Source organism: Spirosoma sp. (genome assembly GCF_026391055.1).
Lineage (GTDB): Bacteria > Bacteroidota > Bacteroidia > Cytophagales > Spirosomataceae > Spirosoma.
In genome coordinates this window covers 895046-909732 of sequence record NZ_JAPLET010000026.1, presented here as the reverse complement: position 1 = coordinate 909732, position 14687 = coordinate 895046, and the positions used below count along the sequence as shown (strand labels likewise).

The following is a 14687-nucleotide window of genomic DNA, read 5'->3' as shown; positions in this document are numbered from 1 at the left end:
TACACAGTTTCTCAAGCATGATTGGTCGTTCGGAAGAATACGAAAAAATGTTCAGGCTGGAAGGCCAGTTGTGGTGGTACAAGCATTTACATGAACGGGTAGGCGAGGCACTGATGCATCGGTTTGGTGAAAACCGCGATGTGGCCATTCTGGACGCTGGCTGCGGCACCGGTGGATTGCTAACTTTTTTGCATCAGATGGGCTACACCCGCCTGCGAGGCATCGACGGGTCGGTCGATGCGGTTGTGTACTGCCATGACCGGAAGCTTCCCGTTTCGCTCGTTAATCTCAACGATCTGGCCGATTTCGAGCCGACGCATATGTACGATGCTATTATCTGTAACGATGTCTTCTGTTATTTTACGAAGGCCGACTTAGCGCCACTGATGATGGCCTTGACTGGTCGGCTAAAACCGGGGGGTATCCTGATCAGCAATAACAACGCCTTCGGTGCTTTTCGTGGAGAACATGATTTGGCCGTTGGCATTGTCCAGCGATTTGTTTTAAGCGATTTCGAGCCGCTACTTTCTCAAAATTGCCTGAATCTTCGATCATATACCTATTGGAGTTTTATTCTTTCACTGCCCATAGTTTTGGTGAGGCAATGGCAGCGACTTCGGTTAAGGCTGGGCTGGAGTAAGCCCGGCGAAGCGAAGTCGGATGTGTATTTGCCGGTTAGGTGGCTTAATAAACTGCTGCTCGGTATTGTTCGGGCGGAGCAAAAACTATTGAGACGAACCCCCTTCGGTAGTTCGCTGTTTATGGTGATAAGTCGGTAAGTTAGTAAGTGGCTGACGCCTGAGCAACACATGCGCAAGCCACTTACTAACTTACCGACTCACCAACTTATTCCTATTTATGTTTACTGGAATTGTAGAAACAACCGGTCTTGTAGAAGCCATAGAAGCAACAGGGACCAACCTGACATTTAGAATTGAGTCGTCGCTGACTCCCGAACTGAAAATTGATCAGAGTGTTAGCCATAACGGCGTTTGCCTGACGGTGACCAGCCTGGACGACCGAAGCTACACGGTAACGGCCGTGGATGAAACGCTAAAAAAAACCAATCTTGGCAAGCTAGCCGTTGGCGATCGGGTCAATCTTGAACGGTGTATGCCTGCCAATGGCCGATTTGATGGGCATATTGTACAGGGGCATGTTGACCAGCCCGGACGCTGTACCAATATACAGGACGTTGACGGCAGCTGGCTCTTCGATTTTGAATATGCGCCGGGTGATGACCCCGCCAATCGAAACATAACGGTCGAAAAAGGCTCGATATGTATCAATGGCGTTAGTTTGACCGTTTTCAATTCAGAAGACAATCGGTTCCGGGTAACCATCATTCCATATACGTATAATCACACCACGTTTCGGGATTTAAAGGTTGGCGACATGGTCAATCTGGAGTTCGATATTGTTGGTAAATACCTTAAAAAAATGTTTGCGGGCTATCGATAGGCCGTTGCGGATTCTGCTACTTTTGTGCGATTAGTAAACCAAATGAACCCACTGCGCCGATAAGGCTTCACCAATCACCACACCCGAATGGCTAAAATCAGCACCCGCTCCTTTTTTGACCTGCTGATCCATATTGGCATTATTCTGGCCCTGATAGCTGCTCTGTTTCTGGTATTCTTCTTCGTTTATCTGCCCTATACAACGAATCATGGGCAGACGATCACCGTACCGGATGTAACGCGCCTGAGTCTGGATGAGATGGAGAACCTGCTGGATGACAGAGATCTCCGTTACGAAGTTAGTGACTGCACCTTCGTTGCCGGAGCACAGCCATTAACGGTAATTCAGCAGTACCCAAGGGCTAATGCGAAGGTAAAGGAGGGTCGTAAAATATACCTGACCATTACCAAGCGTGTCGCACCGATGGTACAGATGCCTAATTTGGTCAACTTAACCCTTCGCAGTGCAGAACTTAACCTCAAGTCGTTGGATCTACTAAGCGGCCCGCCCATCTATGTACCAGATGTGGCCAAAAATGCGGTGCTTCGGCAGTTGTATAATGGTAAGGAAATCACGCCTGGAACGCCCATTCCTAAAGGCGCTCAAATCGATCTTGAAGTTGGTGATGGATTAGGAAGTACGATGTTCGAGATTCCGAACGTTGTAGGATTGCCAGTCGACGAAGCCGAAGCCGCTATTCGCGGATCGAATTTGAAAGTTGGCACGAAAATTTCCGTAGACGACCCCGAGAAGGAGGTTGGTACCGTAATCAGACAGCGGCCCGAAGCACGGTCTGGCGAGCGTATCCGCGTTGGCGAGACAATGGATCTGTGGATTGTAGGGCCAATTGAACCGGACCAATAAAAACTACTTCCGGCCTGTATTACCCGATGAGAATTGATTTCCGTTGTCAGCCGCCCACACCGTTTGCCGGACGCCGTCTGCGTGGCATCTGGCTTATCCTGTTGGTTTTGTCGTGTTCGACAGGCAGGGGACAGGGTTCGCTCAATTTGCCATTTTTTGAGGACTTTTCAACGGCAAGTGGTCGACCTGGTATCGACCGGCCCGATCCGGCCCGCTGGCAACCGGGCAGTGGTGTATATATCAATAACACCATGGCTATCAATCACCCCACTATCAACGTTGCCTCCTTCGATGGGCTGGCCGCCAACGGTCGGCCATATGTGCAGAACAACTCGCTGGCGCAGGGATATACCGATACTCTGACCTCACAACCCATTAATCTGGCCGGGCTAACGGCTGCCGATTCCGTTTACCTGAGTTTTTACTGGCAGGCTAAAGGAGAGGGAGAACTGCCCGATCCCGGCGATTCGCTGAGTCGTCAGGCGGGTGATTCACTGACCGTTCAATTTCTGGATAATACAAACAGGTGGCGTACCGTTTGGGCCAAAGTAGGGGGTGTTGTTAATAATAACTTTTTTCAGGTGTTCGTCCCTGTGCGGAATCAGGTCTACTTTCATGCCGGATTTGCTTTTCGTTTTCGAACGTTTGGCCGTGAATCGGGCCCGTTCGATACCTGGCACATCGATTACATTTACCTGAACAAAGGTCGGTCCGTTAATGACCGATTTGTGAAAGATGTGGCGGTTAGACAGTCGCTAACGCCCCTGCTGAAGCGGTATACGGCCATGCCCCTGTCGCAATACGTCGTTAATCCGGCTGCTGAAATGGCGGATACGGTTACCACGGATATCAACAACCTATTTAACAATTTCAACTTTACTACCTTCCGGTTTACGGTTCGCGATGAGGTATCGCAGCGACTGGTGCAGGAGGACCCACAAACCAGCTCAACCCTGATTTCGTCCCTCAGTTCTCAGCGTAAAGTAGTAAAACCAACTCCCGTTACCGGGTTTGGTCAGGCTACCAGAGCCATCTTGCGCTATAAAGTTGATCTGTTGACCAGCGACGACCAAAATCCATCCATTCCGGGTATCAATCTCCGTATCAACGATACCATCTCGGCTGTTGCAGCTTTAGATGATTACTACGCTTACGACGACGGTAGCTGGGAGTATGCCCAGCAAATAAGGCAGCGCGAGCAGATAGCTGTGCGATTTATTCTGAACAAGCCCGATGCCATTGGGGGTATCCGTGCTTGTATTGTGCCCTTTATGACCAACCAGACCGGGCAGGCCTTCATCATCAATGTGTACAACAACCGCGCCGGCCGGCCCGGAACGGCCATCTATCAACAGTCATTCTTAACGCAATATCCGGCATCACGAAATGGGTTTGTTGACTACAAGTTCTCGAAGAGCGTTTCCGTAAAAGATACGTTCTACGTTGGCTACCAGCAGGTCAGTAGCAGCGATACGGCCTTGCTTCGGCTGGGGTTTGATAAAAACAGCCCCTTCGGCTCTCAAATTTTCTACAATAGCGGCAGCAGTTGGGACCAGAACGGGAGTTCGGCCGCATTAAATGTGAGGGGGGCCTTTATGCTCCGTCCTGTAATGGGGGCCAAGCCGGATACCATCGTAACCGCTACTCCGGAACCGGAACCTTTATCTCCGCTACGGGCGTACCCGAACCCGACAAGCGGCATTATCCGGTGGGATGACCCAACGATAAATCGACTGGAGGTTATGAGCAACGGTGGTCGTTTACTAAGCAGTTTCGAACCAAGTCGTGGTCAGCAAACGTTAGATTTAAGTTATCTGCCAGATGGTTTTTATCTAGTCCGACTGTTTGCTGATAAGCGGACATCAGTGCATAAATTAATCATTCAACATTAACGAAGTCAGTAAGTTAGCCACTTATCGACTTACTGACTTATTAACTAAAACTATGGATATTACAGTACAGGAATTAAAGGAGCGGCTCGATAAGGGTGAAAAGTTAAACTTGTTCGATGTTCGTGAGCCGGACGAATACGAAGCGGATAATATTGGCGCCACTCTTATTCCTCTCGGCGACTTGTCGTATCGCTTGGACGAACTCGATGGCTTGCAGGACGAAGAGGTTATTGTCCATTGCCGATCGGGCAAGCGTAGCGGCATGGCTCAGCAGATTCTGGAGGAGAACGGCTTCAATAATGTCCGTAATGTCATTGGCGGAATGCTTGCCTATCGCGCACAATAAGAAGCGAGCTGAATGATGTAAGAAGTAGTGAAATACATTTTATATACTATCTCTGACATCATTCAGCTTACTGATGATTTTTTCGTCATCGTCCGGGGCGAACCACTGGTAGTTTCCCTGATTCCGGAACCAGGTTAATTGCCGTTTGGCATACCGGCGGGAGTTTCGTTTTAGTAAACGAACCATTTCTTCATAGTCATACTCTCCATCCAGATACGAGAAAACTTCCTGATACCCAACAGTCTGTAGAGCAGGCAGATGCCGGTAGGGTAGGAGTGATCTTACTTCATCGATTAGTCCGGCCTGAAGCATCGCATCCATCCGGGCATCTATGCGTGAGTAAAGTTCTTCACGTGGCCGCTCAAGCGAAATCAATACGGATTTGAATGAACGTTCGGCCGTTTGCCGACGCCGAAACGATGAATAAGGGTGTCCGGTCGACAGACATACCTCCAGCGCTCTCGTTACCCGGATTGGATTCTGTAAGTCGGCGGTTTGTGCATACAGGGGGTCCAGCTGGCGTAGTTCATGTTGAAGATTCGTTATCCCTTCCTGCTGGAAACGAGCCAGTAACCTCGCCCGCAAAGCAGGGTCTACCGGGGGCATATCGTCAAGGCCATCGCAAACGGCGTTTATATACAGGCCGGTTCCTCCCGACAGAATAACAGTATCCTTTGTCTCAAACAGACTGTTCAGTATGGTAAGACATTCCTGTTCGTAGCGCCCCGCATTGACCGGGTTCAGAATGGAATGCGAATCGACGAAATGATGGCGTACACCGTCCATTTCGGAAAAACTAGGTTTGGCAGTACCGATGGTAAGCTCCCGGTAAAGTTGCCGCGAATCGGCCGAAACAACATCGGTATGCAGGTGTTTGGCCAGACGAACACATAGGCTGGTTTTACCAACGGCCGTTGGTCCAGCAATAACAAGCAGCGTTTTCAATAAAAGTGATTGACGTTGAAAGAAACAAAATAAAGCTATTCTAACCGTAGATAAATGATCAATTAATAGACTTCAGCACCATTACCTAATTATTTTACTCAGAATAGCGCTCCAAATATTCATGTTCTCGTTTATAAATAGAGTTGCTAAAGCTACCCGGTACCTAATCTGAACATTTATTGCCTGACTCTTTATTAATCATTCATTAGTAGAATGAAATAAATGACTAAAATAATTTTTTTTTGGTCTTGATTGATAGATAGTTACTTGCTGTCTTAATGTTTATATAACCTTCGGGAAAAAAGCTATGCTATAGATTTAATACAAATATCTATATTTGCTCATGTTACTGTAACTCTCTTTTAATCAGTACGTTACATACCAAAAGGTTAGTGCTATTCTCCTCATGAACGATCAAGTAAGTACACAACAATCTATTGACCCAAAGCATTTAGCTCTTCAAAAAACATTAGATATAATATGTGGGAAATGGCGTCTGTATATTATATATCAACTAGGTACTGAAGCCCGGCGGTATGGAGAGCTTCGGCGTATGATCCCAGCCGTCAGTGAAAAGGTTTTAATTCAGGAACTTAAGGCGTTGGTTAGTCTGGGGGTTGTTGAGAAGAAATCGTTTAATGAGGTACCACCACGAGTAGATTACAGCTTGACAGACAAGGGTTTACAAGTATTGCCTACCTTGCTGAAGTTAACGTCAATTGGCGAATTATTTCTGGAACCGTAGACTAATCAACTTTTTTCGACCCCATGCCGTTGTAAGTAAAAAACACTAAACGGGGTGATGAGTAGCACGGCAGGATACGTTTTATTGAGCTTGGCATGGCTTGTTCAACTGGCTCAAACTAGATCTTATCATACTCCAGTGTTTGCCACTGTTCACGGGCACTCTGTCGTGAGCGAAAACCCGTTTGTTTCAGCTGAACCTTGCTACATCAAATCGTTACGCTTTGGTATATATGCCTTTACTGTTGCAGCTTCAGACAGTGAGCGCACGCACACTGTGCAGGTTAAAGCCTATAGGGGCGCGTTGCTCTTAACCAACTTTACAATCCCGATAGATGGAGCCGTTGTAGGGGCTGATGTCGCCGATCTGGATAATAATCGGTTTCCTGAGTTATACGTTTACACCATGACGGACGGAAGTGGGTCGTTCGGGCAGGTACACGCCTGGCAGTTTTTGCCCGAACGCAAAGCCGACATTCTTGTGCCTGCCTGGCGAATGCAGCCTGTGGATGGCTACATGGGCCACGATAGTTTGTGGACAGAACGAAATACTCTTTATCGTAAGTTTCCTGTATACCGCCCCGGCGATGCCAATGTAGCGCCATCTGGAGGCTATCAATTGGCGCGCTATCAACTCAAACCTGCCGGGAGTGGATTTGAACTCATCGCAGAGCCATAATTACTGGTTAATAGTTATTGGCTGTAAAGTTTAAACTGGGAGCTATAAAGCTGACCGTTGATTTTATACCCATTAACTACTAACCAATAACCAGTAATTAGAATAGTCTGAAACCGAGTGATACGGTGGCAATACCCAGAAAGCCAGTAATGTTTGAGTCTTTGTACACACCACCCACGGGGGCTGCATACCGAACATCGACATCCAGGAATGGAAGAGGGGTATAGCCAACGCCTAGTTCGAGCGCGTAGGTAAAATCCTTTACCTCCAGATTCAGCGCTTCGTATTTGTTAAGCAGATTGGTGCTGGCGCTTGTGGCCGGAATATCCGTTTGCGGGAAACTCACGTTGGGGTTGGCGTTGATAACACCCGCCGTTGTTCGGTCCAGTTGCGCTTTTTGTACGAAAATGAAATTCGGTCCGGCGTAGCCGCGTAACTTGCCACCCATCCATCGCTTCCCGAACAAAATAGGTACGTCTACTGCTTCCAGAATCGACTCCGACGTAGCCTTGAGGGTAGCATTCAATAAACCCGGCTGAACACTCACGGGCAGCGCATTCGCCAGCATTGCGTTGGCGTTTACATCGAGCGTAACATTTGTTTTTTGCTTCAGCACGAAGCGATTATAGGTCACTTCAGCCTGAATAAAGAAGTTGTTAAAGTTCTTCCGGGCCCACAATCCGCCTGAATAACCATAGCCGATCCCATTGTTCTTGTTTTCCAGATTAGGCACCTGAACGCTGCCTATTGTTTGAGCAGGTACGTTGGTGAAGCCGTGCGTGAACGTACCTCCTCCTTTAACACCAAATTCGAACGGCCTGATTTGCGCGAAAGAAGTTGATACGCCGGCCAGTAGCAGGGCGACTATTGAGAGTTGTCTGAGTTGCATGAATACGTAATTATTGTTGCAGTAACACACGGCGATAGTTGGCAGGGTTAACCGCCGGAATGGTCGAGCCGTATTTTGCATTGATTCCTTTGATAATCTCATTCGCCATCAGCGCATAACCTGCGGGTGTAAGGTGAATGCCGTCGAGGCTGAATACGCCCCCCTGGATAAAACTGGACGTATAAGTAACGCCATTCTGGCTAATACCTGTGCCCGACCCTATCTGGTTCAGGATGGTGTTGGGGTCAACGTAGGCGGTCCCTTTGGCATCTGCCTGCGCCTTCATTATGCCGTTATAGGTGCTAATGGCTGCGTTCAGTGCGGTTACTTCACCTGCATCCAAAACGATCTTGTTCGGCAGGGGGTTGGTGATGCTAAGACCATAAGGCCCCACTTTTGTGCCTACCGATGTGCTGCCAATGTTGGCATAATCGAGGGCGTTCGATAGCATGAGCAAATCGCCCGTTTGCGTGGCCCGAACACCATTGGCTGTCTGAATGACCAGAGCGGTGAGGGGCGTTGTTGGCCTTAGCACCAGATTCAGCTGCGCCAGTACCAGCGATAGCGGCAGCGTTGTAAAATAAGGTGACGTTGTAATGGTGGGAATGCCTATAACAACGCCTTTACGACCACCTTCGGTTAGTTTGTTCATGGCGGCCGTGAAGTTTGTGGTAAACAAAGCCGTTGGCGTCAAAGGGGTGTCTCCGCCTGAAGTGGCGTAGCCCAGGGCATCATTGTTACCCAGCCAGCACGAGAAAAACGTAGCTCCGCTCAGGTTATCGCTCATGTACTGAAAATAGGTGGTGAGCGGGTTGGCGATTAACCGTTCGAAATACGCATTTCCCTGGGTAGAACCGTAATTGGGCGTCAGTATGTCGGATACACGAATACCCGGAACGCCCAGATTTTGATTCGCATCGGTAAACTTGGTCATCAGAGGAATATTGCCGGCGGCAAAGCCGCCCCGTGCCGCTCCGGGCGCAACCTGACCGATGGATGAAAGCAGGCTTGACGGATCAGTGGGAGAAGGGACCTTAATTAGTTTTAAGTAGCCCGACCCGGCGGCCTGTGCTTCCGTAAACAGCGGCTGCACGAAACTGCCACCACCAACCAGCGCAAACTGGCCCGCCAAAATGTTCGGATAAGAGTTGATCTGGCTGTCCCGATAAAGACCACCATCTGCGTAGCCAGCCGTGAGGGAGTTCCCTACCGCCACATATTTAGTAAAGTCAGCACTGCCTTTGGTTGGCGTAGCAGTACTGCCTCCGGTCGGATCAATATCGTTGTTTGTGCAGGCGCCAAGACCGACCAGTATGGTGAAGACAAGCCCCCACTGAGACCTATTTTTAAATAGCATTCGTATACGTGTTGTTGATTGTAAAAACGAGTGAAAACGTGTAGGAAAAGAACGCAAAAGTAAAGCCTTTATGCATATACTATAGGTTATAATTACTAGAGCGCTTTCGTATTAAGTATATGTTTTTAAACAAACGTTAGACCTTGGCTGTTGTTTGTCAGAAATGCGTTAGCGTAATTGCTGGCCATAAACACATGTTTCATTAAAACTATACTAAACCAATGGGTCTTTTATCATTTTTTAAGGGTGTAGGCGAAAAAATCTTTCATAAGGATCAGGTAGCTCCGGCTCCGGCGCAGGCAGAAGCTGTTGAGCCAGTACGTGCTCAGGCGTTGCTCGACCACGTTAAGCAATTGGGGCTGGCTTATAACACACTGACCGTTAAGACAAAAGGCGATACAGTTAAGATAACTGGCTCGGTAAAGTCGCAGGAGGATGCCGAAAAAATTGCGTTGGCCGTTGGTAACGTGGAAGGCGTATCAGCCGTTGATAATCAGCTTTCTGTCGATCAGCCTACGCCAGAAGGTAAGTTTTACACGGTAAAATCCGGCGATTCGCTGTCTAAAATAGCGAAAGAAGTCTATGGCGATCCTATGAAATACGGCGTCATCTTCGAAGCAAACAAGCCCATGCTGAAAGACCCCGATCTGATCTACCCCGATCAGGTATTACGGATCCCGCAGCTGTAATAGTAAGTAGTAGGGTATAAGTGGCTGATGCAAGCGTAGTGCGCTGACATCAGCCACTTATTTGTTACTGGCCTGTCATTTGCTATTCACCAACTGACCGCTTACGGGCATGCTCACTCACTTCCCGAGTTAAAATAGAACATTCAGTCAGATGGTCGGTTTTATGTATCTCAACTCAACGAAATGTCATGGCCGTTCATCTATTAAATTACCTTAAAGAACAGTTTACACCCGGTGTAATCGATAAATTAAGTACTGCCCTCAATGAATCGCCCGCAACTACGCTGAAAGCTGTTAACGGCGTTTTGCCCACATTGCTCGGAGCATTAACCCGGCGGGTGCAGTCGAGCGGGGGAGCAAGCTCAATCGTTAGTTTTCTCGACAAAGGAGACTATGGCCGGACACCCCTGGATATAAGTCAGGTCATTGATACGCCACAGGCAATATCAGAGGCTACCAACGCGGATACCGAATTTCTGGATCATATTTTTGGTGATAAACTTGTTCGTTCTGCCGAACTGATTGGCGTATACAGCGGAACAAAGCCTCAATCGGCCATGACTGTTCTTGGTCTGGCCGCTTCTGTACTCATGGGCGTTCTGGGGCGTCAGGAACAGGAAAAGGGGTTGACAGCCGAAAATCTAAAAACCCTGATGCTCGGGCAGGCAAGTGAGTTCAGGAAATCCCTTCCAACGGGTTTGGACGGTATACATAGTTTACTGGAGTTTGACGAACTCATTACCCCGGCCGGGCAACAAACCGAAGTTCAGGGAACGGATAACTTCAGCGGAACCGTCGTTAACCCCAATATTCCTAAAAGTCCGGATGGTGATCGACGACATGAGAACGTGCGCTGGCTTCGCTGGGCTATGATTGCCATTGCTGTGTTGGTGTTGGCGTTGCTTATTCAGAAATGCAGCGAAAATCAGAATGGTACGGATGGCATTAGCACCGATTCCACTGCCCGCGTCGAGTCCAACGCCGTTGAGGATACATCAGCGGCTACGAAAAGAAGTATTCAGGAAGCTCATGGGCAGGCAAAGGATTCAACGGCTCCTGGTGCACTCGGCATACGTGATTCATCAGCTATCAAAAAATAAGCCTTGAAAAGGGCCACGACGAGCAAACGTAAGGAAGCACTCGGCTATAGCAACTATCAATTTGATTAACTGGTATACTTTACGCTAACGTTTGAAAGCTATGGTTCATACCCGCATGCGACCGCTTCAATCTTTAGAATTGGCTGCCTGTCTCGTCGGCTCCAGCCTGACCTTCTGGAGTTGCTCCGGTAAAAAGAGTGAAAATGCCTCGGAAAATAGCACAGAGGCAACCATGACCGACACCACTGCCGCTAGCGACAGCTCCGTATTTGGCCGGCAGGGCGACACGACCAACAACGCATTGAATGCTCCTCAACAGGCTCCACCCGATAGCGGAGACCGGGGTGCAGCCGTTCCGGCGGAGGTGAAAGTAACGCCCAAAAATTAAAGCAAAATTTGCTTTCAGACAGGACTACAGCACAAAAAGCAAGGCAACGCGCTGCCCGTGCTGTAGCCCTGTCTGAAAAAAAGCCCCTATGTCTGCCTTGTACGCGGGTATGGCCGATAAGTGACTCTGGATTGATTAACTTGCAGACTCATTTATCGATACATTTTTATGTTTGTTGACGCCATTGAACGCGTTAATCCGTTTACCCAGCCGATGCATTCTATCGTTCGGCTTTATGGTCATAATGAAATAGTACCGGGTACGGCCACTCTTTTTTTTATAAATGAAGAAGGATGCGCTATTACTTGTAAACATGTTGCCGAACTTATCCGCCAGAGCGAGCCGATTTACTACAAGTATCGGGAGTTTCAGGGCGAACGTCGGGAAGCCCTGCGGGAAAAGAATGCAGCTCACTTAATCAGCCAGTTAGAGAACAAATTCAAGCTGACACCTGATACGATCATCCGGGTAAGAAACAATTTTATCAGCTGCGTTGACCAGTTTCAGAAATTAAATATAGATCACCATCCTACGCAGGATCTTGCCCTGCTGCGTTTTGAGGGCTACAACCGACTTTTATACCGCTCGCACGCCGTTTTTCTGGGCGATACCAGCCGTGTTAAACCGGGCCGGAGTTTATGCCGGTTAGGCTACCCTTTTCCTGAGTTCAACAACTTCCGATACAATCCAGCCATCGACGACATTGAGTGGACCACATCGGGACGTCTTACTTCGCCCAGTTTCCCGATTGACGGAATTGTAACCCGGCTGACGGGTGATAATGGCGCCATTACAGGGATTGAACTGAGTACACCGGGCCTGCGGGGGCAGAGTGGGGGGCCTTTGTTCGATACAAACGGACTTATCTACGGCATGCAATCCGCCACGCGCCATCTTCATCTTGGCTTCGACATTGAGGATCAGGAAGTACTGGTTAACGGCCGCAGAAGCCGGGTGTCAAACTACCCCTTTCTGAACGTTGGCCAGTGCGTTCATGTAGACGTCATCAAAGCCTTTTTGCGGGAAAAAAAGGTGAAGTTTTATGAAGCTTAGTCAGATAGAGTTGGCTTGCTGGCCGGGCTGATTACATGATTTGATAAAACCCGAAGCAAAGAGACTTCGTCGCGTTGGCCGTATATTTGGGCGGTCAACGCTTTTTTTATGCTTCAAACCGACATATCAACTCAAAAAGCAACGCTTTTCAGTGATGCTCGAACCCTACTCAAACGGCTCATTTCGACTCCATCGTTCAGCCGGGAGGAAGCGAATACGGCGGCTGAAATCGAAGCGTTTTTCCGGAATAAGCAAATTCCCTTCCAGCGACTTAAACATAATATCTGGGCCAGTAACCGGCATTTCGATGCGGCCAAGCCAACGATCCTGCTGAATTCACACCATGACACGGTGAAGCCTAACAAGTCCTGGACGCTCGACCCGTTTGAGCCGCTCGAACGTGACGAGAAGCTCTTTGGCTTAGGCAGTAATGATGCAGGCGGGTGTTTGGTTTCTCTGTTGGCTACCTTCGCCTATTTTTATGACCGGCCCGACATGAAGTACAATATCGTGATGGCCGCCACTGCCGAAGAAGAAATTTCAGGTCGCGACGGGCTGGAACTATTACTGCCCGAACTACCACCTATCAATTTCGCCGTGGTTGGTGAGCCAACCGAAATGCAACTGGCTATTGCCGAAAAGGGTCTGCTGGTACTCGATTGTACGGCAAGGGGTATTAGTGGTCATGCTGCCCGGGACGAAGGAGATAACGCCATTTACAAAGCCATTCAGGATATAAACTGGCTAACAACCTACCAATTTCCTAAGGTTTCGCCCACGTTAGGGCCAATAAAGCTTTCTGTGACAATTATCAATGCGGGTACTCAACACAACGTTGTACCCGATACCTGCACATTTACGGTGGATGTACGAGTGACCGAGCAGTATACCCTTGAAGAAGTCATTGAAACGATTCAGGCCAATGTACAGGCTGAAGTAAAACCGCGCTCAATCCGGCTTAAGCCGTCGTCTATCCCCGATGATCATCCAATTGTACTGGCAGGTCTTGCCCTGGGTCGACATACGTACGGCTCGCCAACCACATCGGATCAGGCGGTGTTGAACTGCCCATCCCTTAAATGCGGACCCGGGCACTCGGGACGGTCGCACTCGGCAGATGAATTCATTTACCTGCGCGAAATTGACGAAGGCATAAATGGCTATATCAGTATGCTGGAACAGGTAGTCTGATCTATAAAAATGCCGTCGGAAGCATATTCCCGACGGCATTTAATTAGTGTAGGATTAAGCGTAGCACTGGTTGTCCAACAGGCCCTGTATCTTATCCCGTGTTCGCTTAAGGCGCATTTTTACGGCACTTTCGGATAGTTGGTACTGTTGGCTAATGGCTTTGACACTTAAACCCTGCTCGTGCTTGAGCCGTAACATAGTTACCTCATGAATGGGTAAGTCCTTCAAAAGAAGTTCCAGAACATGGAGTCGAGTAACCTCGGGCTCCTGGTTGTCACTTTCGGGCAGTTCACCGATCAGATCATCCGACAGCGATTCCCTGCTGAACCGTTTGCTGATTCTAATCTGATCCAGGCAGTAGTTATGCGCAATGGCATAAATCCAGGTGGCAAACGAGGCCCGGTTCTGAAATGTATGAAGTTTGGTATAAACTTTAAGAAAAATATCCTGCGTAAAATCTTTGGCGGTTTCGTCGTCATTGATCATCGTCAGGCATTTTTGGTGGATTTTACTGGCATAGTTACTGTAAAGGGTGTCGAAGCTCTCCAGAGTACAAATAGAGAGTTGGTCAGTTTCTGTAGTTACGGGGCTATTAGGTACTATTTGCTTTTTCATGAAATAAGGTAAGCATGGGTGTGTATCAAGTTTTAACGGTGGTAAGAGGAAGTTAATAAACATAGGTCTGGTAAAGACCTGAAAATCGCGTAGTTGGCAGCGGGTAGTAAATAGAGTTCAAATTCACGTTATTTAGCAGCTAAGCTTTGCTACGAAGAGAATGGCAAAGACACTCCGTTTGTCGACAGGTTTGTTTATGGGGGAATAAACAGAATGCTGGTATGATATATACAGGTACAATACATTTGCTGCTGGTGGTTTGTCATTGTATTTACTGAAAGTGGGAAATGGTACTTCTTGTGTTTTCTAGCTAACCAAGTGAACAGGTTTATTAATTTATAAGCTGGATGGCGTTGAGTAATGGTAATTTAATGCAAGGGTTTTTAACAGACTATGTTGAGTTGTAAGCTATTTGCTGATGAAGTATCTAAAATTCAGCATAATATAAACTAAAAAAATTTTTGCGTAGCGCTT

At 48.1% G+C, this 14687-nt stretch carries 16 protein-coding genes; 12 read left to right on the top strand and 4 right to left on the bottom strand.

Annotation, left to right across the window (positions count from 1 at the left end; translation table 11 throughout):
* The first annotated feature begins 17 nt into the window (after positions 1-17).
* The 5 genes from NT073_RS27275 (at position 18) to NT073_RS27255 (ending at position 4563) form a co-directional block, all read left to right on the top strand.
* A complete protein-coding gene (locus tag NT073_RS27275; protein WP_297380119.1) occupies positions 18-779 on the top strand; it encodes a class I SAM-dependent methyltransferase in 762 nt (253 codons plus the stop codon).
* A 79-nt stretch (positions 780-858) separates the two neighbouring features.
* Positions 859-1461, top strand: coding sequence for a riboflavin synthase (locus tag NT073_RS27270; protein ID WP_297380117.1), 603 nt, complete (start codon positions 859-861; stop codon positions 1459-1461).
* Positions 1462-1548: 87 nt separating this feature from the next.
* On the top strand, positions 1549-2325 hold the full coding sequence (locus NT073_RS27265) for a PASTA domain-containing protein (protein ID WP_297380114.1): 777 nt from the start codon (positions 1549-1551) through the stop codon (positions 2323-2325).
* A 26-nt stretch (positions 2326-2351) separates the two neighbouring features.
* Positions 2352-4217: a T9SS type A sorting domain-containing protein gene (locus NT073_RS27260; RefSeq protein ID WP_297380111.1), complete on the top strand. Its 1866-nt coding sequence runs from the start codon at positions 2352-2354 to the stop codon at positions 4215-4217.
* 52 nt (positions 4218-4269) lie between these two features.
* Complete coding sequence (locus NT073_RS27255; RefSeq protein ID WP_012924912.1) at positions 4270-4563, top strand: rhodanese-like domain-containing protein; 294 nt, start codon at positions 4270-4272, stop codon at positions 4561-4563.
* A gap of 39 nt (positions 4564-4602) precedes the next feature.
* Here the strand turns inward: NT073_RS27255 and miaA are convergent, their stop codons facing one another.
* Entirely contained in the window at positions 4603-5508 is a 906-nt protein-coding gene (gene miaA / locus NT073_RS27250; protein ID WP_297380106.1) for a tRNA (adenosine(37)-N6)-dimethylallyltransferase MiaA, read from the bottom strand.
* A 406-nt stretch (positions 5509-5914) separates the two neighbouring features.
* On the opposite strand from miaA, the gene NT073_RS27245 reads away from it, so the two are divergent.
* Together NT073_RS27245 and NT073_RS27240 are read left to right on the top strand one after the other, a co-directional pair.
* Positions 5915-6253 (top strand): helix-turn-helix domain-containing protein, encoded by a 339-nt coding sequence (locus NT073_RS27245; RefSeq protein ID WP_297380104.1) that lies wholly within the window; start codon positions 5915-5917, stop codon positions 6251-6253.
* Positions 6254-6391: 138 nt separating this feature from the next.
* Positions 6392-6931 carry a PliI family lysozyme inhibitor of I-type lysozyme gene (locus tag NT073_RS27240; RefSeq protein WP_297380102.1) on the top strand — a complete coding sequence of 180 codons (540 nt, stop codon included), beginning with the start codon at positions 6392-6394 and terminating at the stop codon, positions 6929-6931.
* Between the two features lie 97 nt (positions 6932-7028).
* Here NT073_RS27240 and NT073_RS27235 read toward each other — a convergent pair whose 3' ends face one another.
* Together NT073_RS27235 and NT073_RS27230 are read right to left on the bottom strand one after the other, a co-directional pair.
* Positions 7029-7820 (bottom strand): outer membrane beta-barrel protein, encoded by a 792-nt coding sequence (locus NT073_RS27235; protein WP_297380100.1) that lies wholly within the window; start codon positions 7818-7820, stop codon positions 7029-7031.
* Between the two features lie 10 nt (positions 7821-7830).
* Positions 7831-9177: an SGNH/GDSL hydrolase family protein gene (locus tag NT073_RS27230; RefSeq protein ID WP_297380098.1), complete on the bottom strand. Its 1347-nt coding sequence runs from the start codon at positions 9175-9177 to the stop codon at positions 7831-7833.
* A 221-nt stretch (positions 9178-9398) separates the two neighbouring features.
* Here NT073_RS27230 and lysM point away from each other — a divergent pair, with 221 nt between their 5' ends.
* The 5 genes from lysM to NT073_RS27205 all read left to right on the top strand — a co-directional run bounded on the left by lysM (position 9399) and on the right by NT073_RS27205 (position 13598).
* Complete coding sequence (gene lysM / locus NT073_RS27225; protein WP_297380095.1) at positions 9399-9866, top strand: peptidoglycan-binding protein LysM; 468 nt, start codon at positions 9399-9401, stop codon at positions 9864-9866.
* A gap of 188 nt (positions 9867-10054) precedes the next feature.
* Complete coding sequence (locus tag NT073_RS27220) at positions 10055-10966, top strand: DUF937 domain-containing protein (protein WP_297380092.1); 912 nt, start codon at positions 10055-10057, stop codon at positions 10964-10966.
* 100 nt (positions 10967-11066) lie between these two features.
* Positions 11067-11354: a hypothetical protein gene (locus tag NT073_RS27215; protein WP_297380089.1), complete on the top strand. Its 288-nt coding sequence runs from the start codon at positions 11067-11069 to the stop codon at positions 11352-11354.
* Between the two features lie 168 nt (positions 11355-11522).
* On the top strand, positions 11523-12407 hold the full coding sequence (locus tag NT073_RS27210) for a serine protease (protein WP_297380086.1): 885 nt from the start codon (positions 11523-11525) through the stop codon (positions 12405-12407).
* A gap of 108 nt (positions 12408-12515) precedes the next feature.
* Positions 12516-13598: a M20 family metallo-hydrolase gene (locus tag NT073_RS27205; RefSeq protein WP_297380084.1), complete on the top strand. Its 1083-nt coding sequence runs from the start codon at positions 12516-12518 to the stop codon at positions 13596-13598.
* Positions 13599-13652: 54 nt separating this feature from the next.
* Here the strand turns inward: NT073_RS27205 and NT073_RS27200 are convergent, their stop codons facing one another.
* On the bottom strand, positions 13653-14213 hold the full coding sequence (locus tag NT073_RS27200; RefSeq protein WP_297380082.1) for an RNA polymerase sigma factor: 561 nt from the start codon (positions 14211-14213) through the stop codon (positions 13653-13655).
* Positions 14214-14687: the final 474 nt, after the last annotated feature.